The sequence below is a fragment of the Paenibacillus sp. FSL H3-0302 genome, assembly GCF_037982245.1.
Lineage (GTDB): Bacteria > Bacillota > Bacilli > Paenibacillales > Paenibacillaceae > Paenibacillus_AQ > Paenibacillus_AQ odorifer.
This window is the reverse complement of sequence record NZ_CP150284.1, coordinates 3,689,516-3,713,721: the sequence shown is the minus strand read 5'-3', so window position 1 is coordinate 3,713,721 and position 24,206 is coordinate 3,689,516. Positions and strand designations below refer to the sequence as shown.

Sequence of the window (24,206 nt, the reverse complement as noted above, 5' to 3'; positions counted from 1 at the left end):
AATGGGTCAGGAATACGAACAAGGTAGTGTCACCACTTATGGGGAAACAGCAGAGATTATTGCGAAATTGGGGATTTTACCGCTTGCTGCGCTGATTCCCGGGCACCCGTCTTTAAACGGCTTAACTAAGCCCGAGAATTGGCATACTGGAACAGATTTAGATCCGTGGTCATGGCGTGCGCAGTTTCCAGGTGAGGGTCTTGCAGGATACGGAAAGTTTATTAAGAAAAAGGCTATTTTGGTCTCAAGGGAGTGGTTTCCGGCATTTGTAGCAGCAGTAGGCAGTACCAAATCTATTGAAGAGCGGTATAAGGATGGGTTGGCTAGTAAAGAAGCTGTGACCTTACTGCAGATTGTTCGTGAACATGAAGGCATTGATACACGTAAACTTCGGGCAGAGGCTGATATGAAGGCAAAAGAAAAGAAAACAGCCTTCGATAACGCGGTTACTGAGCTTCAAGGATCGTTAGATATGGTGATCTCAGGCATCAAGCAACGCCTGAATGATGAAGGTGAAGTAAATGGCTGGAGCAGCACCTCGTTCGAGACGGTCAGTCACTGGATGTCAGATAACGGTTTATCCGCTTTTGAAGGGGATAGAGAAGAGGCCATAGCTTGGATACAAACGAAGATGAACGGGGTATGGTCGCCAACAGCAATAGCTTGGACAAACAAAGCATTCTCATGGAATTAATAAAAACGGTTAATCACTGCTCCATAGAGAGTGATTAACCGTAAGCGTTTTCCAATAAAATTATATCCATCACATTAAGGTTCCAACATAGGCGCCAAGTAAGCAATCAGGAAATACAAGAATCCAAAAAGCAGCATAACATAGGCAGTGTATTTAATAGCATTAGATGCAACAATTCTTGAATCTACCGGTGGTTGAATTTCTAGCTGTTCTTCTTCGAGGCTGTCAACTTCTTTGGATACTGGGTCTCTCAACATGATAATCCCCTCCTTGGAAATTCAATCCTTAACTGTATTGTGACATATTTGTGAACGGAAATCAACAATAGTGTGAACAAATATTGAACTTTTATTCAAATTTGGGCATTTTACCACCTGAAATGTTGCTGTTAAAACAAAAACAACCCGCTTACTCTCTAATTAGAGAGCTAAGCGGGTTGTTTGAAGTTGGTTCTATCTAGGATCTAACGGGTGTTGTTTAAGCCTTAAGCCCAATCCCCATTACGGAAGATAGGTACTGTTGTTCCATCATCGTTAATTCCGTCAATATTCATTTCAGGTGAGCCCATCATAAAGTCAACATGGGTATGGCTTTGATTCATTCCTTTTTCCAACAGCTGTTCTTTAGTCATCGTAATTCCTTCTTGAATTGTGAAGGCATAAGCTGCACCTAAAGCCAAATGACAGGAGGCATTCTCATCATACAACGTAGTGTAATAAAGAATACCGCTCTCAGAAATCGGAGAGTGGAAAGGCACCAAAGCAACTTCACCAAGATAGGAAGAGCCTTCATCCAGTGCGATTAGTGATGCCAGAGTTTCTGCGCCTTCTTCAGCAGTAAAATCAATCACTTTACCGTTCTCAAAGGTCAGCGTGAAGTTATTGATTAGATTGCCGCCGTAGCTAAGTGGCTTAGTGCTGCTCACTTTACCATTAATACCAGACTTCAGAGGGGCAGTAAACACTTCTTCCGTTGGAATGTTGGCTAGGAAAGGGACGCCCTTACCGTTCACAGCTCCTGCCTGACACCAGATGTGTCCTTCCGGCAACTCAATAGTTAAATCTGTACCAGGTGCTGTATAGTGCAGCTTGCGAAACTTACTTTCATTCAAGGAAGCGCAACGAGTTTTGAGTCCATCTAAATGGCGGCTCCATGCTTCAATAGGATCTTCCTGATCCGCACGTGTGGCTTTAAAGATGGCGTCCCATAATAGTTCAACCTGCTGCTCTGATGGAGCGTCAGGAAACACTTTTGCTGCCCAAGAGGCTGATGGGAAGGCAAGGCCGCTCCAGCTCGCATGATTCCCCATTAAGTACTCACGATAAGGTGCTAGGGTCTGCCCAGAGATACGTTGATTATCGGCAATTCTTCCCGGTTCAACGCCTTTTAAAAGATCTGGGTCAGCGGAGATAATGGTTAGAAATGCGGCTCCCTTTTTAGCAAGATCCTCTAATTCATCGGCTTGCCACTGCGGCGGCTCCAGGAAGGAATCGGATGGAGCAAGATCATAACGTGTACGTAATACAACTTCATCACTATAATTTACCTTTACAAGTCTCGCGCCGGCTTCATAGGCTTTACGAACCACAAGTCGCACAAGCTCTGCGGATACAATATCTGCATTCACAACGAGTGTCTGACCCGGTTGAATATTAACGCCAATCTTCACGGCCAGCAATGCGTAATTCTCCAGCTTTTGCTTGAAATCCAACATAGTTTCTATTCCTCCCAATATCCTGTATCTCTTGTGTGCTTAAATTAGAACGCCCAGTTTCCATTCAGGAAGACAGGTTCTTCAGTTCCATCAGCAGTTATCCCGTAAATGTTCATCTCAGCTGACCCGATCATGAAATCCACATGGGTTACACTATTGTTGAGGCCATGCTCAATTAACTGCTCTGGATTCATGTCTTTACCGCCTTCTAAACAGAAGGCATAAGCCATACCTATAGCAAGGTGATTAGAAGCATTTTCGTCAAACAATGTGTTGTAATAAAGAATGTTGGATTCAGAAATAGGGGATTTATGAGGAACCAAGGCAACCTCCCCTAAGTATTTCGCTCCTTCATCCATGCTAATGAGGTGCTCTAGCGCTTCTTGACCTTGCTCAGCAGTAACACTTATAATACGGCCGTTCTCAAAGCTAATAGAGAAGCCATCGATGATGTTGCCGCCATGACTAAGTGGCTTTGTACTTCTTACAGTGCCATTAACACCAGTCTTTAGTGGTGCAGTGAAGACTTCTTCGGTAGGCATATTGGCTACAAAAGAATGACCTTTTGCATTAATGCTGTCTCCTTGTGCCCAGATATGGCCTTCAGGAAGCTCGATGCTAAGGTCAGTGCCAGGTGCTATGTAATGCAGCTTTTTATATTTTTTTGCATTGAGTACATTCGCTTTTTGCTCCAAGGTGTCAAGATGCTCCTGCCATGCAGCTACTGGATCTTCACGGTCAAGACGCACGGTGTGGAAAATGGCTTCCCAGAGTTTATCTACACGTTCTTCGGTTGGAACCTCAGGGAATACTTTATCCGCCCAAGCTTGACAAGGAACAGCTACAATACTCCAGCTCACTTTGTCGGACATTTGCATTTCACGATATTTGGTGAGGGCAGCTCCGCGAACTTTTTGGAAATTGGAGATACGTACTGGATCAATACCTTTAAGTGCATCAGGATCTTCAGCGATCACGTTAAGGATAGCCGCACCTTTTTCGGCGAATTCAGTCATTTCACCTGCGTACCAAGTAGGAGGCTGAGTGAATACCTCTGGTGCAGCGTGTTCAAACTGTTGGCGTGTAATGCTTGCATCACTCCAGTTCACCTTAACTAAACTTGCTCCGATAGCATATGCCTTAGCGGTAATTAGACGTACGAAATCAGCGGCAAGAATCGGTGCATTCACCACTAGAATTTGCCCGGGTTGAACATTAACACCTATTTGTACAGCTAAATCTGCATATTTACTAAGCTTAGCCTGAAAATCAGTCATTGTAATTTCCTCCATTTACTAATAGTTTAGTACTTTACAAGCATTGTACTAAATTATTAACCGCCGGATGAAAAAAGTCAATTACGTGGAATTTACAGTGCAAAGAGAAGGAATTACATTCATTTCAATGATATACTGAAAGGGTAGCTGATTTGATGATAGGAAGGAAGATAGTGGATGAATTTAGAGATCGTAAGTGCTGAAATGAGCCGTAAAGAAGATAAAAGTTATGTAGGGAGGACTGTATTCACTCTCGAAAATCATAAGGCTCCATATGAAATTACTTTCTTCAGTACAAGAGGAACGGAATGGGATTACAGTCTAAGCTTTGCGGGTGAGCCTGGGAGCGAGGAACAGTTCTTAGAAACGGATGCATTGCTGGAGAATAACGATGATGTGTACAATCAGTTGCTGGATGCTGCACTTGATCAACAAGAAATCGTGGAAGAATAATACTTTTATTGATATGACGCCAGCGGCATTATCTGGTAGCCGCTGGCCATATCATGATTATCCAATCGTTATCTTACCTTCTGGGTAACGGTACAGTTCTTTACTACCTTTTGGTTTCAAAGCATAAGCAAGTGTAAGTGGTCCGGTCCGGCCCATAAACATCAGGATAATTACTAGAACCTTTCCTGCCGTAGTCAGTTCCGGAGTAAGGCCCATAGATAAGCCTGAGGTTCCAAAAGCAGATACAGCTTCAAAAAGTACAGTTAGAAATTCAGCGCTCTCGGTTAAGGATAATAACATCGTAGCGATGACAAGCAGCATAAGAGACATTAATGTGATGGTGAGGGCTCTATATACATTTTCTTTAGCGATCCGGTGGCGAAACATTACAATATCTTCTTTCCCCCGTAATCGCGCAGCTACTGCAGTAACCAGTACGGCGAATGTAGTGATCTTGATACCTCCACCCGTCGACCCAGGTGCAGCTCCGATAAACATCAATAGAATCATTAGAAATTGTGTGGATTGCCGTAAAAGTGGAACTTCAATGGTGGTGACACCACCAGATCGCGGAGTTACCGCTTGTAAAAAGGTCGCCCAAAACTTTCCGCTTGCACTCAAGGGCTTCAGCGTAGAATTAAACTCCAGTAAAAAAAACAGCCCCGCACCAATAACAATCAATATAAGAGAAGTCCATAGAACAACCTTTGAATGAAGAGTGAGTCTTCTGCGTTTAGGAAAGTCCATAAGATCAGACAGAACGATAAAACCAATCCCTCCAAGAAATATGAGACTCATTGAGGTGAAGTTAACAATGGGATCATTTACAAAACGAGTAAGTCCGCTAAACGGCCCATGAATATCTCCGAACAGATCAAAGCCTGCATTATTAAAGATAGATATACTGTGAAAAATCCCATAATATGCTGCTTTCCCAAAGGGCATATCCATCATAAACCTTCCAGCAAACAACACGGCCCCCGACAGCTGAATAACAAGAGAATAGATCAGGACTCTACGGATTAAGAGTACAATTCCCTGCATCGAATTTTGGTTCATGGATTCTTGCAAAAGGATTCGCTCTTTCAAGGATATCCGTTTATTAAGGACCAAGGTAATCAAAGTAGCCATCGTTACAAAGCCTAATCCTCCGATTTGAAATAAAATGAGTAGAACAACTTGTCCGAAGGTAGTTAGCTGAGTCCCCGTATCAATGACCGCAAGGCCTGTTACACAAGTGGCTGAAGTCGCCATAAACAAGGCATCGATAAAGGATATTTGTCCGGATGTTGAGGAGACCGGGAGACTAAGCAGAAAAGTCCCGGCAGTGATAAGGATTAAGAATCCTAGTGATAAAACTTTGGGCGGGGTCATTTTAAAACCACCGAAGTTCAGGTTAGCCAATGTAATTCTCCTGACGTACGTGATATTGGAGTAATGCTCACAGAATTATAACACAACTTACCAGCCCTTCCCTAAATGGAGGGAGGTAATTGACATATTTTATCGAATTATTCTAGAATAACACCCTATCCGTCAACTTAAAAGAGGAGGCTTTCTTAATGATGATAAGTCCGATTCTGAATCAGATTGGTGCTGTTTTTATTCCGGTAAAGGATATTGAGAAATCAAAACAATGGTATTGCCAATTGCTTGGACTCCCATTAGATGGAGAGGTATTATTCGGTCATTTATATGTAGTCCCTATGCAGGGACCGGGCATCGTTTTGGACAGTAAGATTTACACCGCTGAATCTGTTCTAAACATCCCTTCGTTTCATCTTAACACCGAGGATATTGATGCTGCTTATGATTATGTAAAGGCCAACGGAGGAGAGATTCTCACGGATATTGAGCATGATCATTGGTTTAATTTTAAAGATCCCGATGGAAATGTGATCATGGTCTGTCGTTGTTAATCGTTGTATAGAAGGGAGTAGACGAATGATAAGAGAAGCAGTGCCCGAAGACGCTACCTTCATTGAAGAACTTTATCGGATTTTGCTGCCTGAGCATCCAGCTATTCATGTATCTCCTGAGCGGCTGAAGCAGATCGCAGATCATCCGGAGAGTTTTCTATATGTGTGCGAAGAACAAGAAACAATTGTCGGGTCGTTACATCTTCATTTTTGTATGGATGCTTTGTGTGACGATAGGCCCTTTGCTGTCATAGAAAGAGTCATTGTGGCTGAAAAAGTACGAGGAAAAGGGTATGGCGCAATGCTAATGAGACATGCCGAGAATGTAGCAATCTCCAAGGGAGCCCTTAAGATTATGTTATCAAGTGCTGCAAAGAGAGAAGAAGCGCATCGTTTCTACGAAATTCTTGGTTATGATAGCAGCTCCAGTAAGGTATTCAAGAAGTATTTATAGTTATTTACGATTGGAAGTGATGATATGATGGTTACACTTAGAGAACTGGTGCCGGAGGATGCAGGTGAACTGCTTCGACTTCAGCATCAGTTAGACCAAGAGTCCAAATTTATGTTATTGGAACCGGATGAAAGACAAGCTAGTCTTTGTCAGGTCAAAGAAATGCTCGAAAGCTTTCTGGCAGCAGAAACTTCAATTCTTATAGGGGCAGAGGTTGACGATCATTTGGCAGGTTACTTGTCTGTTAGAGGTGGAAGTGTTAGACGCAATAGACATAGCGCGTACATAGTGATTGGGATTCAGAAACAATATCAGGGGAATGGGATTGGGGCTGGCCTGTTCCGGGAGATGGACATCTGGGCTATGAACAATGGGATTGTTCGTCTTGAGTTATCCGTCATGACCCATAATCAAGCTGCTTTGGGGCTGTATACCAAGAGCGGGTTTGAAATCGAAGGGACGAAGCGGAAATCTCTTATTGTCGATGGTGAGTGGGTGGATGAGTATTATATGAGCAAAATTCTCCAAAAAGAAAAAAGGATAGAGTGTCAGATTTAATCTGATGACCCTATCCTTTTTTTTATGAATAAAGGTTATGATTTCGTGATTTATGATGATTCAGTGTTGCTTGATTGTTCGATAACAACTTCAACCTTGCGGACACGGTATCTGTTCATCTCGCGGATGGTCAATGTTACATGGTCACGAACAATACTTTTGCCAATGGCTGGATCTGCGATATGACTGTATACCCAGCCTCCAACTGTGGTCACTTCTTCATCTTCGAAATCAAGCCCTGTAAGATCCTTGACCTCTAACAGAGATACCTTACCGTCGAACAGATAGTTAGTATCGCTTATTTTTTCGACTTCTCTGCGTTCATCACCGTCAAACTCGTCACGGATTTCACCAACGATTTCTTCCAAAATATCTTCAATCGTGATGAGACCGGATGTTCCGCCATATTCATCAAGCAGCAAGGCAATATGCACACGCTCCAACTGCATACGAGTTAGAAGATTCTTGACCGGTGTCACCTCAGATACTGTCAGTACGGGTTGAATTAAGCTATGGAAATCAAAATCAGGATTGTTATCATACTGCAAATAGAGCTGTTTCGTGTTGATCATTCCGATAATATTATCCTTGCTGCCTTGTGCCACAGGGAAACGAGTATATTGCTCCTTGCGGATAATTTCGAAATTTTCTTTCAACGAATGATTGGTGAAAAGACATACCATATCGGTTCGCGGAACCATGATTTCTTTGGCGAGCATCTCATCAAAAGTAAAGATTCGGTTAACATAGCCATATTCGGCTTTATTGATTTTCCCGCTTTCGTAACTCTCGGACAGGATCAAACGAATCTCATCTTCACTATGCGCGTCTCCATGCTCACTAGCTGGTTTCATCCCAAAAAGACGAACAAGCATATTAGCGGAACCGTTCATGAACCAAATGAGAGGGTACAAAATTCTGTAGAACCAAATAATCAGCGGTGAAGTAATTTGACCGATTTTTTCCGGAATGTTTATAGCTGCCGTCTTCGGAGCAAGTTCTCCGACAACGACGTGCAAGAATGTTGCAATGATGAATGCGAGTAAAAACGCAAGAGGGTGACTCACACTAGAACTGATATTGGCCCAGTCGAAAATAGGAAGCAATAACTGTTCGAATGCAGGCTCTGCCAGTGCACCAATACCCAGCGCAGTGATGGTAATCCCGAGCTGACAAGCGGATAAATAGCCATCGAGATTAGCGGATACCTTCTGTACTGCCAAGGCATTCTTCTTTCCGTCAAGCACCATTTGACTGATCTGGCTACCTCTAAGTCTCACCAATGCAAATTCTGTTGCTACAAAAAAAGCGGTTAAAATAATCAAAATAACCACCAACGTCAAACTAAGTCCTATACCCATATAATCTTTACCATCCCTTTCGTTCCTAAAATAGGTTATACTTATTATTATGAGTTCTTATGAACTATTCTACGAACTTTTCAGTAAAATATCAAATGGTGGAGGGAAACAGATATGGAATCATTTGCATTGACTCGTGTGGAGATGTCCAGTCTACTGCTCTCATTGACCGGATTGTCAGACCGGAAACCGCTGAATATCCTCCAAGAGGCATGGGCAAAGTTTCACCGTGAAGAATTACAAAAGGGGACTTCGTTGCCCGCTTTTTTATCAACCAATGTTCCACCCATATTACAAAAGATCATTAAAGGCGGCCATGTAAAAGGCTTTTCACTTGGTGAAATTGCTTCATTGGGCCATCTTATAGAGTATTCCACATTGACCGTCACAGCTATGCAAAATTGGGTCAAGCGCGACTTCAAGGAATATCTCGGTTCGCCTAAAGAAGGAAAGAAATATTCGGTTAATCAGGCGGCGCTTTTGTTTATTATCGATGATCTCAAATCCGCTCTTAACTTTGAAAGTATCCGCCAACTGTTCCAGCTAATGTTCCTAAAGCCGGATCGGGATGATGATGATCTAATTGAACCGGCCAAGCTGTATTACGCCTATGCAGGGCTTTTTGAGGAGATCAAAAGCAATCCATCGATTCAGACGCAATGTAAAGTAGATCAAGTGTTGCACAAGGAGTTCTCTTGGAAAGAAGATACCTCGTTAAAAAGCTCTATAGATCGTGTAATTAACCGGCTGACACATTTGTCGAGAGCGCAGAGAGAATCCGTTCGTAATATGCTGCTTATCGCCACAATTTCTGTGCAGACCTGTTATTTTCAATCGCTGGCTAGGCAATACTTTAATGCTGCTTTATTTCTTGATTTTTGAGCACTTCAATTTTAAAATGTATAAGTGAAACAATCAAAAGTAAGTTTATTGGTTAACAGGTTGAAATAAGGGGGCTTCGAAGTGAATCAAATGACACTGCTGCGGAATCCGAAACAAAGGAAATTACTCTTCAGCGCTGGCTTGAGCTGGATGTTCGATGCGATGGACGTCGGAATGATTTCTTTTGTTGTAGCAGCTTTAGCTAAGGATTGGAATCTGGGACCGGAGCAGATCGGTATATTGACTAGTATTAATTCCGTCGGTATGGCAGTAGGTGCTGCAGCGGCAGGGATATTAGCAGACCGCTTTGGCCGTAAACCGGTATTGCTGTGGACACTCCTTATTTTCTCGGCGGCAAGCGGATTATCTGCATTTGCAACAGGCTTTGCGATCCTCTGTGTGCTTCGTTTTATTGCTGGGTTTGGTCTTGGCGGAGAGCTGCCTGTCGCTTCTACCTTGGTCTCAGAGAGCATGCCTGCTCAGGAGAGAGGCCGTGCGGTTGTGCTTTTGGAGAGCTTTTGGGCAGTCGGTTGGATTGCTTCGGCATTAATCGCGTTCTTCATTATCCCTGATTATGGCTGGCGTATAGCTTTCGGAATTGGGGCTGTACCTGCACTCTACGCTTTATATCTAAGACGGGCGATTGATGATTCACCGAAATTTGCTGAGATTAAAAAGGCACCCGTTTCCTTAAAGAAACGAATCGCTACCGTATGGTCGCCAGAATATCGCCGTTCTACAATTATGTTGTGGATTTTATGGTTTACGGTGGTGTTCTCGTATTATGGCATGTTTCTATGGCTGCCTACAGTTATGGTACTTAAAGGCTTCAGCTTGGTCAAAAGCTTCGAGTATGTGCTTATTATGACGCTCGCTCAGCTGCCTGGATATTTTACTGCCGCTTACTTTATTGAAAAGTTCGGACGTAAATTTGTCCTAGTCATCTATATGCTGTTCACTGCAGTTAGCGCTGCATGGTTCGGAAATGCGACTACTGAAGGCATGCTGATGGCTGCCGGAATTTGTTTATCCTTCTTCAATCTTGGCGCTTGGGGTGGCATGTATGCTTATACACCAGAGCTGTATCCAACGGCTATTCGTTCCACAGGCGCTGGTTTAGCAACTTCCTTTGGCCGGATTGGGGGCATTATCGCACCTTTGCTGGTAGGGGTTCTAGTAGGTAAATCTATGGCGATTGGCTCGATCTTTATGCTATTTTTTGTAACGATTATTATCGGTGCATTAGCGGTATTGTTCCTTGGCAAAGAAACAAAGGGAACCGAGCTTCTCTAAAGTGTGATTCTGCATTACATACTTGATGTTAATCTATCAACAATGCTAAAATATCAAGAAGAAACGATGTTGTCGTCCTTATGGATGACCACTATTCACGTAAGAACAAAACGGTTCCTTCACAGTTGTGAACAGGACCGTTTTTTTACATTAATCCTTATTTATAAGGACGGAGCGATCGCACATGAGTAATGATAGGAAGCAACCGCATTTCACAGAATTAGTCTGGGAAAGTACGGAACAAAATGTACCGATTCCACCGCGAAATTCCCCTGAACCTGCGCTGCCTAAGTCATCTTCTAAGAATAATGGCAAAACAAATTCAACCCCTGAACCTTCATTACAGCTGCAGCTTTGGGATACAGAGATGGAAACGCCGGAGCCTGTGACTACCACCGAAGGGCAGTTCGTAACAAGAGCGAAGGAATTAGTTGAAAAAACTGAGGACTCAGCGCTTTTTGTTCCTTTTAAGAGTTACTGGCCTACATATGGCCATATGACAGGCACGCAAAGCAGATGGTATTTTTATTGGCGGAATGAAGTTAGACAAGGCAGATATCTGAAAACAGATCTTTCTTATATTTTTCTGCATGTATATGAGCTTATTAATGGCGTGGGGTGGACTGACCCTAATGATGGCTATAGGCAGCTAAATCTGATCTGGGAAGCTTACCGGGAAAGTTATAAACGTTTGGATCAATATCTTGGCGGCTGGATCGCGGACTTCTCTTTTGTACATCATTTGGATGTCCCGCTTTCTATCATTGTGGCTCGTTCACGTGGTCTTGCTGGGGATCTGGCGGAGCTTGAATTAATGAGAGGACTGACGACTGCTCCTGAGCAGCTAACCTTCGCAGTATTAACGGCAATGTCGGACTATGATATTAGTAAATCCAAGTTCTACATCGGAGAAGGCAATGAGGCTCTTGAACAATACATTCCGCAGGTCGTGGCGTTAATTAATGCTTATGTCACCCGGAAACACGGCTCCAATCTAGTTGAAATGTTTCCGCCTGGACCAGCGGTGATGCGGGAGCGTTATTTATTCCGAAGTGCCGTATATGATATTTCATTATATGGCTATTCTGTTCTTATACCGGTTGTACGTATTAGTAAATCTCCACCACTTCGCAGTCTGATTACAAGGCTATTTCGTCTGACTGAGAATAAACTCCGGGAACTGATGGGCTACCGCGGACGACTTAAAGGTATTAATGTAGATGCCGATATGGACGATTTGATCACTCGTTTTCTAAAGCGTGAGTACCTTAAAGAGACACAGGAAGACAAAGGGCCGACAGTCGTCATAGATCCTGAGAAGCTAGAACGCCTGCAAAGTGATTCTGAAATTGTACGGACGATGCTTACGGTTGAGAATATGGACGAGCAAGATTACGAGGCTAGCGAGCTCGAAGCAACTATCGGTGAAATCGATCCAATACAAGATAGTAAGGAAGAATTGTTGCCTGTAGAGGTGATTGAAGAAGCTCAAGCGGTTAGCATAGGATCGGAGGCAGAACAGTTTGCCAATGCTTTAAGTCCACTACAACGGGAAGCACTGCTTGCTCTTTTGGATGAGGATGGAAGTCAAGCTTTACTGAAGCTGGCAGCTGCTAATGGCACGATGTCAGAGCTTCTAATTGATGAGATTAATGAAATCGCAATGGACATTCTTGGTGATCTGATCATTGAGGGGGAAGACATTGTTGAGGAATATATCTCTATGCTGCGCAATATTTAATGAGGTGAACTTTGGATGAGTGAATTAAAAATACCTAAACGAATGACAACTGCGCTAGTCAATTCGTTGACGGCTGGTGTTGTTCCGCGTATCGGACTAGAGCACATAGCCGTTGGCCGTCGGCCGGAGATTGAAGCCATATTAAGAGATATGGAGAACATTGCAGAGGGTGGAGCAGCTTTTAAGCTGATTACAGGCAAATTCGGCAGCGGTAAAAGCTTTCTGCTTCAGATGATCCGTAATTACGCGATGGATCGGGATTTTGTAGTAGCAGATGCTGACCTGTCCCCTGAGCGTAGGTTAGTAGGAACTAAAGGACAAGGCCTAGCGACTTACCGGGAGCTAATGAGCCATTTATCGACCCGCACACGTCCAGATGGTGGAGCATTGGAGATCATCCTGCAGAAATGGATTATTACGCTACAGCAGTCCGTGATGCAGGAGAAGGAATATGGGCCTGATCACCCTCAGCTTGGTGAAGAAGTAGAGAAGCGAATTTACGCTGTAGCCTCTGAAATGCGTGGTTTGGTGCATGGTTTTGATTTTGCCAAAGTGCTCGCCTCTTATTGGAATGCACACAAGCTGGCCGATGATGACCAGAAACAGGATTCGCTTCGCTGGTTGCGAGGAGAATTTGCAACTCGGACAGAAGCCCGCAAAGCGCTTGGAGTTGGCGTAATTATTGATGATGATAATTGGTATGACTATATGAAGCTTTGGGCGGAATTTACTGCGGCTATAGGCTATAAAGGTCTGCTGCTGTTTATTGATGAAGGTGTCAATCTCTATAAAATTACGAACAGTATTTCCCGCCAGAGCAACTATGAAAAGCTGCTTACCATGTTCAATGATACGATGCAGGGGAAGGCAGAGAACCTTGGGATTTTTATAGGGGGAACACCGCAATTTGTGGAAGATGGACGGCGTGGATTATTTAGTTATGAGGCACTGCGATCGCGATTGGTTGCTGGCCGGTACGGGGCGGCGGGTCTGAACAATTATACTGGACCTATCATTGCACTGGACATGTTATCACACGAGGAAATTCTGGTACTGCTGCAAAAGCTTAAAGAGATTCACGCCCTACATTATGGTTATGAAGCGCGTTTATCACAGGAACAATTGGTTCATTTTATGGAGGAAGCGGTTGGAAGATTAGGGGCTGAAGAACTCTTGACTCCACGGGAGGTAGTTCGTGATTTCATGGATCTGCTGCATACGCTCCACCAGCATCCGGAGATTACTTTTGAACAGCTAGTGGGCGAAAAAACGGCTAAGCCAGCTGAGACTGAGCAAAATGAACTGGATGGATTCCTGGCGGAGTTTGAATTATGAGTGATAATCCGTTCTATAGGCTGGCTCCCTTCATTAAAGAGTTTATTTATAAGAACCGCTGGGAGACTTTGCGTGAGGCACAGGTGGATGCCTGCCGGGTGCTTTTTGATACCCCGCATCATCTGCTGATTGCCTCAGGTACCGCTTCAGGTAAGACAGAGGCAGCTTTTTTCCCTGCGCTTACTGAGCTGTATGAACGTCCTTCCGGTTCGGTTGGCATTTTGTATATCGCCCCTTTGAAAGCTTTGATCAACGATCAATTTACACGTTTGAATGATTTGCTTCGTGAAGGCAACATTCCGGTGTGGCACTGGCATGGAGATGTACCACAAGCCGATAAAACAAAACTGGTGCAGAATCCTTCAGGCGTGCTGCAAATCACCCCTGAATCGCTTGAAGGATTGTTGATGAACCGCCCGAATGCTATACCAGCGTTGTTCCATGATCTACGTTTTATTGTCATTGACGAGGTGCATGCCTTTATGGGAGCTGACCGGGGGATCCAGGTGTTAAGCCAGCTGGCGAGAATCTCACGAATGGCGGGATGTCATCCTCGCAGAATCGGTCTATCAGCTACGCTGAGTGACTACGCTTCTGTCTCAGAGTGGCTGGCGGCGGGCACGCGGGAGAGCGTTGAAGTGTCCGCTCCACAAGGCGGGCGTAAGCTCCGTTTAAGTGTGGAGCATTTCTCTTTCCCGGATGCACGGGATGAGGTGCAGGCGGAGCATTTAGAACGTGCGAAGCAGTCTTATTACGATTTTATTTATGATCATACGCATCTGAAGAAGGCGTTGATCTTCACCAACAGCCGTTCAGATGCGGAGACGGCGACCCTAGAGATGCGGAGAACGGCCGCGAAGCGTGGTGAACGGGATGTATTTCACGTTCACCATGGCAGCATCTCCGCGATGCTGCGTGAAGAGACGGAAGCCGCGCTGCGGCAAGGCACCGGACCGGCTGTTGCCGCAGCGACATTGACGCTGGAGCTGGGTATTGATCTGGGCGAGCTGGAGCGAGTGCTACAGGTCGGCGCTCCCTATAGCTGCGCAAGCTTTGTGCAGCGGTTAGGCCGCTCGGGCAGGCGTGGAGACGCTGCATCCGAGATGATCTTTGTCACGCCCGAGGAAGAGGACGAGGAAGCTCAGCTTCCGGCGCGGATGCCGTGGACACTGCTTCGAGCGATAGCGGTAATTGAGCTATATGTGCGCGAGAAATGGGTGGAACCCCTGGTCGTGCGTCAGCTGCCAGTTGGACTGCTGTACCATCAGACGATGAGCATTTTGAAAAGTATGGGTGAGGCCGAACCGGATGATTTAAAAGAAGCGGTTCTGAGTTTGCCTTCGTTTAAAACCATAGATCCTACTGATTATGATATTTTCATGACCTATATGTTAGGCATGGGACAAATTGAGAAGATGGACGAAGGCAGCTTGATCATCGGGATGGCGGGAGAGAAGATCGTGAATAACTTCCGCTTCTACGCGGTCTTCAAAGATGATGAAGAGCATGTGGTCTATAACGGGACTGAGGAAATCGGATCGATCACAACGGTTCCACCACCAGGCTACTGTTTTACTCTGGCAGGTAAGCTTTGGAAGGTAGAAGAGGTGGATAATCGCCATAAAGCCGTTTATGTGAAAACCTCACGCGGCAAAGTAGATACGTTGTGGCTTGGTGCGGGTGGGGATGTACATACACGCATTATGAATAAGATCCGTGAAATCTTAGGAGCCACTTCATTGTATCCGTATTTAGCTCCGAGTGCGGCTGCGCGGCTCGAACGAGCCCGTCGTTTAGCGAAGGAAAGCGGAATGCTTGTGCGGTCCGTTATGCCGGCGGGTGGAGATTCCATGTTTATTCTGCCCTGGGCCGGTAGTCGGCAATTCCGTACGCTGGAGCGCCTTCTGAAGAACAACCTGAAGAGCTCTCTGGGACTGCGTTCTATCGTTCCCATGGAACCTTATTATATGGTCGTTGCGGGTAAAACAGATGCAGAAACGCTGGAAGCAGAGATCATTGCCGAAAGTATGGCTGCCACAGATCCATTATCATTGTTATCCCCAGATGAAGCACCCTACCTCGGAAAATACGATGAGTTCATACCGCATGAGCTGCTGCGCAAAGCTTTTTCCTTGGATGGATTAGATGTCCCGGGTCTGATTGAAGTTTTAAAGCAGTGGCAGCAACCTAATTAACCTTAAGCAGTACCTGTTGAAAATACTCTAAATTGCAGACGTCCGCTTATGCGGGCGTTTTGTTATGTCCGGACCAATGCTGATATATGAACTTTCCTTAAGTTTCAAATGTTGCATAAGAATAGGGTGGAAGGAGAATAGTACTAACAGATTCCTATAGAGGATGATTGCGATGTGGCCTAAAATAGTCTCTTATATTCCGGACTGGACAATTTTTATGCAGGCGGCGATTACGCTGCTCTTTCCCGTAGGGATTTTTTATCTTTACAGGCATTTGTATTTTTATGTTGGAAGCGGACGCTCCAAGGAAACAGAGGCCAAATCACAGGATGCGGAACTGAAGAAGAATGACAATCGGGAAGTAAATCCGCAGCCTCCTGTGTCTACTGCTTTTACCCAGGACTATGATGCCGACCTGACAGCGATAAAAACGGCGTTGGGGGAAAACAGTGATGTACATTTTCGTGAATTCTCAGTTAAAGGTGTACAGGCACGTGCCGCATTGGTCTATGTAGAGGGGATGCAGCACGAGGAGCTAATCAATCAGCAGGTGCTGCAGAATCTGATGTATGCCGGCGAAACGCAGGCTTCAGAAGGAATATACAACTACTTGAAACAGAATATGCTCCCCTTAGCTCAGCTTAGTGAAGCCAAGGATTTAGACCAACTGCAGGAGTTTGTCCTATTCGGATACACTGCGCTGATTGTCGAAGGCATGCGTGAGATGTTGCTGGTGGGTTCTCCGCATGGATCCGTGCGCGCGATTACTGAGCCAACCTCGGAGGCTTTACTGCGTGGGCCTCGGATTGGCTTTACCGAGGTGCTTAGTGAGAATACCTCTATGCTGCGGCGCCAAGGGCTTAATAAGAATCTAGAAATGAAAATGGTTGAAGTAGGCAGCGAAATCAAGAAGAACCTGGTTATCGCTTATATGAAAAACATTGTAAATCCTGATCTGCTCCAGGAAGTGAAGGAACGTATCTCCAAAATTGATATGGACTTTATTCTGGAATCCGGCTATGTGGAACAGTTGATCGAGGATGATTATTTAAGCCCGTTTCAGCAGACACAGAATACGGAAAGACCCGATCGGGTAATTGCTTCCTTGTTAGAGGGAAGAGTCGCGATTTTGCTGGATGGCACACCGTTTGCACTCGTTGTTCCAGTGACGTTCAGTATGCTTTTGCAGTCTCCTGAGGATTATTATGAGCGCTGGATTCCGGGTACACTTTTGCGGATACTCCGGTTTTGCGCATCATTTCTGGCTCTGTTGGCTCCGGCGCTGTATATTTCCTTTATCTCTTTTCATCCGGGACTGATTCCTACACAACTGGCGATCTCCATTATCGAAACACGCCAAGGTGTACCCTTTCCTGCATTAATTGAAGTGTTGATTCTGGAAATTTCCATTGAAATCTTGCGTGAAGCTGGGATCCGGCTGCCGAAGCCCATAGGTCCGGCAATGGGGATTGTCGGAGGTCTAATCATTGGAGATGCCGCGGTACAGGCTGGTATTGTGAGTCCGTTTCTGGTAATTGTTGTAGCCGTGACAGCGATCTCTTCGTTTTCCATACCGATGTACAGTGCGGGAATTACTCTCCGGATCTTACGATTCGCAGGCATGTTATTTGCGGCGGTCCTGGGCATGTTCGGAACCATCCTTTTCTTCCTGCTTATTTGCAGTCATCTGACTCGGCTTTCAAGCTTTGGAGTTCCTTACGTCACCCCTATTTCCCCTTTCCGCTTAAGTGACTGGAAGGATTTGTTCGTTCGTGCACCGTTATCGATCATGAAGCGAAGACCGGAGATGCTGAAGACCCAGAAGAAAAAGCGCAGGTCCTAGAGAATGTATTCTTAGCAGGAGCAGAGGGGAGACCACAGTGTTTAAACGAACTGATGATAAGATCACAACCTCGCAGGCCTCTATAATCTTGACCAATTCAATGCTAGGTGCGGGAATTTTGACTTTGCCCAGAAATGTTGTTAAGGCTGTGCAAACTCCCGATGCCTGGATTTCAGTAGTGCTGGGAGGTGTCATCGTATCTTTGGTCATATTGGTTATGGTGAAGCTTAGCCAGCAATTTCCAGGGAAGACTGTCTTTCAGTATTCTAAAAGAATTGTTGGGAATCTTCCAGGCAGTGTAATGAGTACAATATTGATTCTTTACTTTATTGTGATTGCGGGTTTCGAAATCCGCGTTCTGGCGGAAGTAACATTGTTCTTTCTTCTGGAAGGAACTCCGATCTGGGCAATTGTAATGCCGTTCATCTGGGTGGGCACTTATTTGGTCTATGGTGGGATTAATTCCATGGCCCGCGTGTTTCAGATTGTATTTCCGATCAGTATTTTTATCCTGATTATTTGTTATATCTTAAGTGCCAGAATATTTGATATCCAGCATTTACGTCCTTTTTTGAGTGAAGGGCTGATGCCGGTGATCCGAGGCATGAAGTCGAGCATCCTGATCTTTACCGGTTGTGAGGTTGTGATGACAATGACGGCCTTTATGGAACATCCGCAGCAAGCGGTCAAAGGAATGATGGTCGGTTTAAGTATCCCGCTGGTACTGTATCTGGTTACTGTTGTGATGGTTATCGGCGGCCTATCCATCAATTCTGTAATCACCAGCACCTGGCCTACGATAGATTTGGTACGGAGCTTTGAAATATCAGGGTTCTTTTTTGAACGATTTGAATTTCCGTTGCTCGTCATTTGGCTGATGCAGATGTTCTGTAATTTTTGCAGCTTTTTCTTTAATGCATCACTTGGCATCTCCCAGGTATTCCACCTAAAGATCCATCCGGTTATGTTCGCTTTAATGCCCATCATCTTCATCTGTACGATGATCCCTCAGCGCATCAATGATGTCTTTAGTCTTGGTGATGCGATTGGCTATATGGGTGTGCTGATCTTTATAATGCTGCCACTGTTATTGTCGATTGTATTAATCATTAGGAAGAAAGGACTCAAGCAGAATGTTTAGACAGCGGGGTATTCGCCTACTATTGGTAATCGTGATTCTGCTTACGCAGTCTGGCTGCTGGAGCAGTAAGGAGATTGAAGACTTGAGTGTTTATACGGGATTGGCGCTTGACAAGGGGGAGCCGAAAGGAGTCGAACGGGAGTTTGAGGAACTCGGAGGAAGCTATTTTAAGAAAAATAAATTGACGGCTACGGTACAAATTGTGCCTGAAAAAATACTCGGAAACACTGGCAAAGATGGCGCAACACCCAAAACTCATTATCACAATATTTCTGAGACAGGGGATTCTCTGCTTGAGATATTCCGCCAAATCTCAATACGTAAGAACCGTCCGATTATAGGTCATCACCTCAAGGTTGTTGTCATATCTGAGAAACTGGTGCAACAGGAGAAGATCAGACGGCTAATGGACTTTTTACTGCGAGATAATGATATCCGCCCTAGCTGTCTTATATTTCTTAGCCAAGGGCCTGCGTCCGACACACTTAAAACAACCTCGGAGGAGATTCCATCTTTTCGTCTGGCAGACATGATTCATAACCACTTCAGAACCAGTAAAGTTATGAAGGGCATAACGTTGTCTAATCTAGATGCACTTATGTACTCCAGGCAAAGCTTTGTTTTACAAAACATCGTGGAGGCACAGGGTGAGGTGGAATTTTCCGGAGCAGGTATTATCAAGGGAGACACAGGACAGTGGATTGGCAATATTGATCAACAGGATGTGGAGAGTATAGCCTGGATCAAAGGGGACATAAAAGGTGGGAGCATTAAAACCTATAATCAGTTGAATGAAGCGATTACTTATGAAATTAAATCAGTTAAGAGCAAGATTACGCTGAAGGAGACTGCGGATGAGAAGTTCTCTATTCATGTAGCCATTGAGTCTGATGGACGTCTTATTGAGAATTGGGATGATAATGAGCATTCCGCGGAAGTTGCCTATTTCAAAGAATTGGAGAAGATATTCGAGGAGAGATTAACCGAAAAAATCAATGCTCTTATTCACAAAATGCATTCCACCTATAAAGTAGATGTGGCAGGGTTCGGAAATTGGTTCAGCATAGAAAAACCGCAGGTTTGGAAAAAGATCAAGGATCATTGGGACGAGGAATTTATTCGGATGCCATTGACCTTTGATGTTAAGCTTAAAATCACCGATTTTGGTTCCACGACTGAATGAAGGGTTCACTTGATAGCGTGTTAACTCGAAAAGGATCTCAGCAGCCGATGATGGCTATTGAGATCCTTTTCGTGGTTAGTAAGTAGAAGCTGCAAAAACAAACACAACGACGAATAATATAATAATTGCGTACATCAGCGTGCCCACAATTCCACATACCAGGCCTGCAATCGCTAGGCCTTTGCCTTGTTCATAACGATTACGGATTTCCTTCAGCGATAAGGCGGATAGAATAATCGCAATAATTCCTAACAGAAAACCAATATAAGGCACAACAATAGAGAGGATTCCCAAGACAAAACCAGCGATTGATTTGCCATTCGTCGGTGCCGGAGGGGGTGGAGGCTGATAATAGTTCAAATTGTCGTTTGGTGGATAGCTCATTAAAATCACCTCCAATAGAGTTTGTTATTGAATGTAGTTAATCCAGTGCTCTAGCTGCACACAAGGGACAAGTCCAATAGATTCAGCTAGACGAATGGACGCTTGATTTCTTTCAAGGACGTGATAGCGTGGAATAAAGCCTCGTTCTAACGTTTCTTGTATGGCTGTGCGAACTACCATTTTCGCGTATCCGTATCTTTGAAATGCTTCTAAAGTATGAACAGCGCCGATTTCCCAAATCTGCTCTTCATTTCGGAACGCTAGGCAGGTACTAACCGGATTGTCGCCCTGAAAGATTGAAACGGAAAACGCTCCTTTTTGGAAATATTCCTCAATTTCTTCCTTATTGTAATGGTTAGCAGCCCAAAGTGGAAGTAGTCTGTCGTCAAATGAATGATTGATTGACACCTCTTTGTCCTTACTATACCTTAACCCCTCAGTTGTGCTGTAAGAGAAAAACCCCCGAGTTTTTTCTAAAGAAAAATGCGCAGACAGTGCCTCTTGGTACTTCACATCCTGTAGTTTAAAAACAAGCTTCGCCTGTGCTGGGAGCAGTGGTAGTAAAGCTGGAAATATATCGGGGCAGCTGTAATCCAAAAATACGATGTAATCCGCTTGAGGATATACCCTATGATCATATGCGTATGCTGTGGCTGGAAGAAGTAATACAATACCCCACTGATCACCATGCTCAACTAGATGTGTTTCCATGACTTCGTGGAAGGAGTTTAACATTTTTAACAAGCTTACATTCTTTAAGGGATTCGTTTGTAATTTGTTTATGATTCGTTCGTTCTGGTGCACGTCCATCCACTCCTAGCTCAGATTTATATATTTTACTATAAATTGTACTTATGCAGATATTTATATTTTTTCCTTTACTAATCATTAATCTATTGAAGAAGGAAGGTTGACATTGGCTGTTATAATATATTAGGGAAAATAAAGCTCGCTGTTTGAAGCAGCATACGTGAACGGAGGCACATAATTTCATGACACAATCTATCACAGGCGCTGCTGTTCGTGTAGGAGAAGGTCTATCTAAGCAATTCATCCTAATTCTAGCCATTGCATCAGGACTAAGCGTGGCAAATATGTATTATAATCAGCCGCTCCTAGCTGAGATAGGACGCACATTTAATGCTTCCTCTAACGCAGTGGGATATGTATCGATGCTTACTCAAATCGGCTACGCGCTGGGAATGTTATTTTTTGTTCCACTAGGTGACATTCGTGAACGCAGAACACTGATATCAGGACTTCTTATTGCTGTATCACTGTCACTAATTGGTTTCGCTACCGCACAAAACCTCACTTGGATGTATATCGCCAGCTTTGCTATCGGCATAACTACGGTGGTGCCGCAGGTCATCATTCCTCTCTCGGCTGAGTTAGCTTTACCGGAGGAGCGGGGGAAGGTTATAGGCACTGTAATGAGCGGATTGTTTTTTGGTATTTTGCTAGCAAGAACAATATCCGGAATTATAGGGGATATGTTTGGCTGGAGAGCGATGTACTGGATTGCCGCAGTAGTCATGTTATTGTTATCCCTTATTCTTTATCGGCTAATCCCGGCAACGAAACCAGACAATAATTCCTCGTACTCAGATCTGCTGAAATCAATGGGGCAACTGATTCGCAGATATTCGACGCTTCGTGAGTCATCTTTAATTGGGGCCTGCATGTTTGGCGGCTTTAGTGTGTTCTGGACTTCTCTAGCTTTCTTTCTGGAAGGAGAACCTTATCACTACAGTAGCTCTATTACAGGATTGTTTGGTCTTATTGGTGTAGCAGGTGCTGCTGGTGCTCCATTTATCGGGAGGTTAGCAGACAGAATTGCTCCTAAAAAGATTGTAGGAATCCTACTATTAATTACCTTAATTGCTTACGGATTTTTTGGTTTAGCCGGATTTACGATCTGGAGTTTGATTGCTGGAGTTATTATTCTGGATCTTGGGGTACAGGGGTCACAGGTCAGTAACCAAACACGGATATATGCACTTGAACCAGCGGCTCGCAGTCGTATTAATACTGTTTTTATGGTCAGCACTTTTACAGGTGGAGCGATTGGATCCACGCTGGGAAGTTTTGCATGGCAGCATTGGGGCTGGAGTGGTGTCTGCTTAATGGGGGGAACGCTAGTTGTAGCCGCTTTATGCATATGGATCGTATATAGAGTGATCGAGAAAGAGGATATACCAGAGACTAGCTAGAAACGGATTACAGTACCTTTTATTATACCCGGGAGGTGTTTGATCATCGCTGAGAAGACGAAAGTTATAGAGGTTGTCCCGTATAACCCAGAGTGGAAGGCAGAATTCAATAGATTAAAAGAACAGCTCTTATCTTATGTCGGAGATCTTATTATTTCTATCGAGCATGTGGGCAGTACTTCGATTGAAGGGCTAGCTGCTAAACCTATCATCGACCTTGATCTTGTGATGGACAGCTACGATGTACTCCCACAAATCATAGAACGTTTACAACAGCATGGATATGAACACCAAGGGAACTTGGGAATAGAGGGAAGAGAAGCGTTTCAAAGACTTCAGGATGATGGATTTATGAAATATCATCTGTATGTATGTCCTAAGGATGGAAAAGGCTACTTGGAGCATATCGCTTTCAGAGACTATCTGCGATCGAATACAGCAGCGCGTCAAGCGTATGCAGAGGTCAAACAACGCTTGGCAGAACAACATCGTTATGACATTGATGCTTATTGTGAAGGAAAGACAACGTTTGTTAGCTCAATTTTATCTAAAGCCATGAAAGAAACGTAAGATACATCAATCACTTGCCCGTTCGAAGATGATTTCGAAATTCACTGGGAGACATGCCGCTCCACTTACGGAACTGCTTGGAGAAGTATAACGCGTCATTGAAACCGACCGAGGAAGAGATCTGGTCGATGGTCAGCGTGCCTCCTAGCAGTTTTTTTGCTTTATCCATACGAACCTTTAATAAATATTGTTTGGGAGACATGCCGATCTTTTGTTTAAAGACTTTAGAGAGGTGCGCCCTATGATAGCCTAGAGACGATGCCATATGGTCGATACTGATCTGTTGATGAAACTGTAGAGAAATCCAACGGATCGCTTGATCGATCTGACGGTCGATAACATCCGGTAATTCTATCGATTGAGAGGGGAGCGAACTTATGTTCGCAATACCGAATTTGTGCACTAGCAGCCGCAGCCAACCCGAAGCTTCTAAGCTCTCCAGTCGAGGATAAGCAGATTGCTGAAAGGATAAACGAATATGTTCATATACTTTATGTATCTCTATTAGGTTATCTAAGTGGATTATTGGCTTGTCCCTTGTAATTCCCACTTCGTGTAGTAGCTGTTCAACCGCTTCCCCTTGTAAGGCCACCCATACATATGTCCACGGACGATCCATGTCTGCCTGATAGCTAAATAACGCCCCCGGAAAAATAACAAAGGTATCCCCCTTACTACATCCCTGCGAATTACTGCCACTTTGAAAAACACCTTCACCGTCAATTACTGTGTGAATGAGATAGTAATCATGAACAGAGGGGCCCATTTTATGGCCAGGAACGGGCTTGCCTTCTCCGCTGAATAATACAGATAGGTCATGATCATCGGGAGCCAGATTAAACCCTGCTGTAAAATGATAATGCTCTGAAGCCATTTACTTAGAACCTCCCCAAGATTGCTTTTATAATACATTTAGATTATAGGATTGAATATACAAATGCAACAAACGTCCATATATCTCTTGTATTTCTCCATACTCATTGGGACCGCTCTCAT

At 44.3% G+C, this 24,206-nt stretch carries 23 protein-coding genes; 15 read left to right on the top strand and 8 right to left on the bottom strand.

Annotated features, from left to right (window positions below; all coding sequences use genetic code 11):
* Position 1 precedes the first annotated feature (1 nt).
* Positions 2-694 carry a hypothetical protein gene (locus MHH50_RS16390; protein WP_340033142.1) on the top strand — a complete coding sequence of 231 codons (693 nt, stop codon included), beginning with the start codon at positions 2-4 and terminating at the stop codon, positions 692-694.
* Between the two features lie 74 nt (positions 695-768).
* Here MHH50_RS16390 and MHH50_RS16385 read toward each other — a convergent pair whose 3' ends face one another.
* From MHH50_RS16385 to MHH50_RS16375, 3 genes are all read right to left on the bottom strand, one after another.
* Positions 769-951 carry a hypothetical protein gene (locus tag MHH50_RS16385; RefSeq protein ID WP_076126661.1) on the bottom strand — a complete coding sequence of 61 codons (183 nt, stop codon included), beginning with the start codon at positions 949-951 and terminating at the stop codon, positions 769-771.
* Between the two features lie 227 nt (positions 952-1,178).
* The gene (locus tag MHH50_RS16380; RefSeq protein ID WP_076126659.1) at positions 1,179-2,408 is read right to left on the bottom strand and encodes an aminopeptidase; all 1,230 of its coding nucleotides are present in this window, start codon (positions 2,406-2,408) and stop codon (positions 1,179-1,181) included.
* 44 nt (positions 2,409-2,452) lie between these two features.
* Positions 2,453-3,685, bottom strand: a complete 1,233-nt coding sequence (locus MHH50_RS16375; protein WP_340033141.1) for an aminopeptidase — start codon at positions 3,683-3,685, stop codon at positions 2,453-2,455.
* Between the two features lie 177 nt (positions 3,686-3,862).
* Between MHH50_RS16375 and MHH50_RS16370 the strand changes: the two genes are divergently transcribed.
* Positions 3,863-4,138 (top strand): hypothetical protein, encoded by a 276-nt coding sequence (locus MHH50_RS16370; protein ID WP_076280402.1) that lies wholly within the window; start codon positions 3,863-3,865, stop codon positions 4,136-4,138.
* A 57-nt stretch (positions 4,139-4,195) separates the two neighbouring features.
* Here the strand turns inward: MHH50_RS16370 and MHH50_RS16365 are convergent, their stop codons facing one another.
* Positions 4,196-5,512 carry a TrkH family potassium uptake protein gene (locus MHH50_RS16365; RefSeq protein WP_076184980.1) on the bottom strand — a complete coding sequence of 439 codons (1,317 nt, stop codon included), beginning with the start codon at positions 5,510-5,512 and terminating at the stop codon, positions 4,196-4,198.
* 191 nt (positions 5,513-5,703) lie between these two features.
* On the opposite strand from MHH50_RS16365, the gene MHH50_RS16360 reads away from it, so the two are divergent.
* Genes MHH50_RS16360 through MHH50_RS16350 form a run of 3 tightly spaced genes read left to right on the top strand, consistent with a single transcriptional unit; the run spans position 5,704 to position 7,069 of the window.
* Entirely contained in the window at positions 5,704-6,057 is a 354-nt protein-coding gene (locus tag MHH50_RS16360; RefSeq protein ID WP_036677380.1) for a VOC family protein, read from the top strand.
* Positions 6,058-6,082: 25 nt separating this feature from the next.
* Positions 6,083-6,511: a GNAT family N-acetyltransferase gene (locus MHH50_RS16355; RefSeq protein ID WP_076184843.1), complete on the top strand. Its 429-nt coding sequence runs from the start codon at positions 6,083-6,085 to the stop codon at positions 6,509-6,511.
* 24 nt (positions 6,512-6,535) lie between these two features.
* Positions 6,536-7,069, top strand: a complete 534-nt coding sequence (locus MHH50_RS16350) for a GNAT family N-acetyltransferase (protein WP_076126651.1) — start codon at positions 6,536-6,538, stop codon at positions 7,067-7,069.
* 50 nt (positions 7,070-7,119) lie between these two features.
* Here MHH50_RS16350 and MHH50_RS16345 read toward each other — a convergent pair whose 3' ends face one another.
* Entirely contained in the window at positions 7,120-8,430 is a 1,311-nt protein-coding gene (locus MHH50_RS16345; protein ID WP_076126650.1) for a hemolysin family protein, read from the bottom strand.
* Between the two features lie 114 nt (positions 8,431-8,544).
* Here MHH50_RS16345 and MHH50_RS16340 point away from each other — a divergent pair, with 114 nt between their 5' ends.
* From MHH50_RS16340 to MHH50_RS16305, 8 genes are all read left to right on the top strand, one after another.
* Complete coding sequence (locus tag MHH50_RS16340; RefSeq protein ID WP_036676915.1) at positions 8,545-9,312, top strand: DUF1836 domain-containing protein; 768 nt, start codon at positions 8,545-8,547, stop codon at positions 9,310-9,312.
* Positions 9,313-9,393: 81 nt separating this feature from the next.
* A complete protein-coding gene (locus MHH50_RS16335; RefSeq protein WP_094900681.1) occupies positions 9,394-10,605 on the top strand; it encodes an MFS transporter in 1,212 nt (403 codons plus the stop codon).
* A gap of 184 nt (positions 10,606-10,789) precedes the next feature.
* Positions 10,790-12,346 (top strand): TerB N-terminal domain-containing protein, encoded by a 1,557-nt coding sequence (locus tag MHH50_RS16330; RefSeq protein ID WP_076281758.1) that lies wholly within the window; start codon positions 10,790-10,792, stop codon positions 12,344-12,346.
* Between the two features lie 15 nt (positions 12,347-12,361).
* The gene (locus MHH50_RS16325; protein WP_076126647.1) at positions 12,362-13,681 is read left to right on the top strand and encodes an ATP-binding protein; all 1,320 of its coding nucleotides are present in this window, start codon (positions 12,362-12,364) and stop codon (positions 13,679-13,681) included.
* Entirely contained in the window at positions 13,678-15,876 is a 2,199-nt protein-coding gene (locus MHH50_RS16320) for a DEAD/DEAH box helicase (protein WP_340033140.1), read from the top strand. Before MHH50_RS16325 ends, MHH50_RS16320 begins: the two co-directional genes overlap by 4 nt.
* A 172-nt stretch (positions 15,877-16,048) precedes the next feature.
* Positions 16,049-17,719, top strand: coding sequence for a spore germination protein (locus tag MHH50_RS16315; protein ID WP_340033139.1), 1,671 nt, complete (start codon positions 16,049-16,051; stop codon positions 17,717-17,719).
* 37 nt (positions 17,720-17,756) lie between these two features.
* Positions 17,757-18,860 (top strand): GerAB/ArcD/ProY family transporter, encoded by a 1,104-nt coding sequence (locus MHH50_RS16310; protein WP_076280404.1) that lies wholly within the window; start codon positions 17,757-17,759, stop codon positions 18,858-18,860.
* Positions 18,853-20,043, top strand: a complete 1,191-nt coding sequence (locus MHH50_RS16305; RefSeq protein ID WP_076281760.1) for a Ger(x)C family spore germination protein — start codon at positions 18,853-18,855, stop codon at positions 20,041-20,043. Before MHH50_RS16310 ends, MHH50_RS16305 begins: the two co-directional genes overlap by 8 nt.
* Positions 20,044-20,118: 75 nt before the next feature.
* On the opposite strand, the gene MHH50_RS16300 is transcribed toward MHH50_RS16305, so the two are convergent.
* Together MHH50_RS16300 and MHH50_RS16295 are read right to left on the bottom strand one after the other, a co-directional pair.
* Positions 20,119-20,427: a DUF4190 domain-containing protein gene (locus tag MHH50_RS16300; protein WP_036676925.1), complete on the bottom strand. Its 309-nt coding sequence runs from the start codon at positions 20,425-20,427 to the stop codon at positions 20,119-20,121.
* A gap of 24 nt (positions 20,428-20,451) precedes the next feature.
* The gene (locus MHH50_RS16295) at positions 20,452-21,138 is read right to left on the bottom strand and encodes a GNAT family N-acetyltransferase (RefSeq protein WP_175620034.1); all 687 of its coding nucleotides are present in this window, start codon (positions 21,136-21,138) and stop codon (positions 20,452-20,454) included.
* 281 nt (positions 21,139-21,419) lie between these two features.
* Between MHH50_RS16295 and MHH50_RS16290 the strand changes: the two genes are divergently transcribed.
* Together MHH50_RS16290 and MHH50_RS16285 are read left to right on the top strand one after the other, a co-directional pair.
* A complete protein-coding gene (locus tag MHH50_RS16290) occupies positions 21,420-22,640 on the top strand; it encodes an MFS transporter (protein WP_076126637.1) in 1,221 nt (406 codons plus the stop codon).
* A 45-nt stretch (positions 22,641-22,685) separates the two neighbouring features.
* Complete coding sequence (locus MHH50_RS16285) at positions 22,686-23,210, top strand: GrpB family protein (RefSeq protein WP_076184982.1); 525 nt, start codon at positions 22,686-22,688, stop codon at positions 23,208-23,210.
* 10 nt (positions 23,211-23,220) lie between these two features.
* On the opposite strand, the gene MHH50_RS16280 is transcribed toward MHH50_RS16285, so the two are convergent.
* Entirely contained in the window at positions 23,221-24,084 is an 864-nt protein-coding gene (locus tag MHH50_RS16280; RefSeq protein ID WP_340033138.1) for an AraC family transcriptional regulator, read from the bottom strand.
* Between the last annotated feature and the right edge of the window lie 122 nt (positions 24,085-24,206).

What these genes read in the sequence shown, in the direction of transcription:
- MHH50_RS16280 (WP_340033138.1), bottom strand. Translation starts at nt 24,084, where the DNA reads ATGGCTTCAGAGCATTATCATTTTACAGCAGGGTTTAATCTGGCTCCC.
- MHH50_RS16370 (WP_076280402.1), top strand. Translation starts at nt 3,863, where the DNA reads ATGAATTTAGAGATCGTAAGTGCTGAAATGAGCCGTAAAGAAGATAAA.
- MHH50_RS16340 (WP_036676915.1), top strand. Translation starts at nt 8,545, where the DNA reads ATGGAATCATTTGCATTGACTCGTGTGGAGATGTCCAGTCTACTGCTC.
- MHH50_RS16365 (WP_076184980.1), bottom strand. Translation starts at nt 5,512, where the DNA reads ATGACCCCGCCCAAAGTTTTATCACTAGGATTCTTAATCCTTATCACT.
- MHH50_RS16375 (WP_340033141.1), bottom strand. Translation starts at nt 3,685, where the DNA reads ATGACTGATTTTCAGGCTAAGCTTAGTAAATATGCAGATTTAGCTGTA.
- MHH50_RS16350 (WP_076126651.1), top strand. Translation starts at nt 6,536, where the DNA reads ATGATGGTTACACTTAGAGAACTGGTGCCGGAGGATGCAGGTGAACTG.
- MHH50_RS16290 (WP_076126637.1), top strand. Translation starts at nt 21,420, where the DNA reads ATGACACAATCTATCACAGGCGCTGCTGTTCGTGTAGGAGAAGGTCTA.
- MHH50_RS16330 (WP_076281758.1), top strand. Translation starts at nt 10,790, where the DNA reads ATGAGTAATGATAGGAAGCAACCGCATTTCACAGAATTAGTCTGGGAA.
- MHH50_RS16305 (WP_076281760.1), top strand. Translation starts at nt 18,853, where the DNA reads ATGTTTAGACAGCGGGGTATTCGCCTACTATTGGTAATCGTGATTCTG.
- MHH50_RS16320 (WP_340033140.1), top strand. Translation starts at nt 13,678, where the DNA reads ATGAGTGATAATCCGTTCTATAGGCTGGCTCCCTTCATTAAAGAGTTT.
- MHH50_RS16360 (WP_036677380.1), top strand. Translation starts at nt 5,704, where the DNA reads ATGATAAGTCCGATTCTGAATCAGATTGGTGCTGTTTTTATTCCGGTA.
- MHH50_RS16300 (WP_036676925.1), bottom strand. Translation starts at nt 20,427, where the DNA reads ATGAGCTATCCACCAAACGACAATTTGAACTATTATCAGCCTCCACCC.
- MHH50_RS16380 (WP_076126659.1), bottom strand. Translation starts at nt 2,408, where the DNA reads ATGTTGGATTTCAAGCAAAAGCTGGAGAATTACGCATTGCTGGCCGTG.
- MHH50_RS16390 (WP_340033142.1), top strand. Translation starts at nt 2, where the DNA reads ATGGGTCAGGAATACGAACAAGGTAGTGTCACCACTTATGGGGAAACA.
- MHH50_RS16315 (WP_340033139.1), top strand. Translation starts at nt 16,049, where the DNA reads ATGTGGCCTAAAATAGTCTCTTATATTCCGGACTGGACAATTTTTATG.
- MHH50_RS16385 (WP_076126661.1), bottom strand. Translation starts at nt 951, where the DNA reads ATGTTGAGAGACCCAGTATCCAAAGAAGTTGACAGCCTCGAAGAAGAA.
- MHH50_RS16355 (WP_076184843.1), top strand. Translation starts at nt 6,083, where the DNA reads ATGATAAGAGAAGCAGTGCCCGAAGACGCTACCTTCATTGAAGAACTT.
- MHH50_RS16345 (WP_076126650.1), bottom strand. Translation starts at nt 8,430, where the DNA reads ATGGGTATAGGACTTAGTTTGACGTTGGTGGTTATTTTGATTATTTTA.
- MHH50_RS16325 (WP_076126647.1), top strand. Translation starts at nt 12,362, where the DNA reads ATGAGTGAATTAAAAATACCTAAACGAATGACAACTGCGCTAGTCAAT.
- MHH50_RS16295 (WP_175620034.1), bottom strand. Translation starts at nt 21,138, where the DNA reads ATGGAAACACATCTAGTTGAGCATGGTGATCAGTGGGGTATTGTATTA.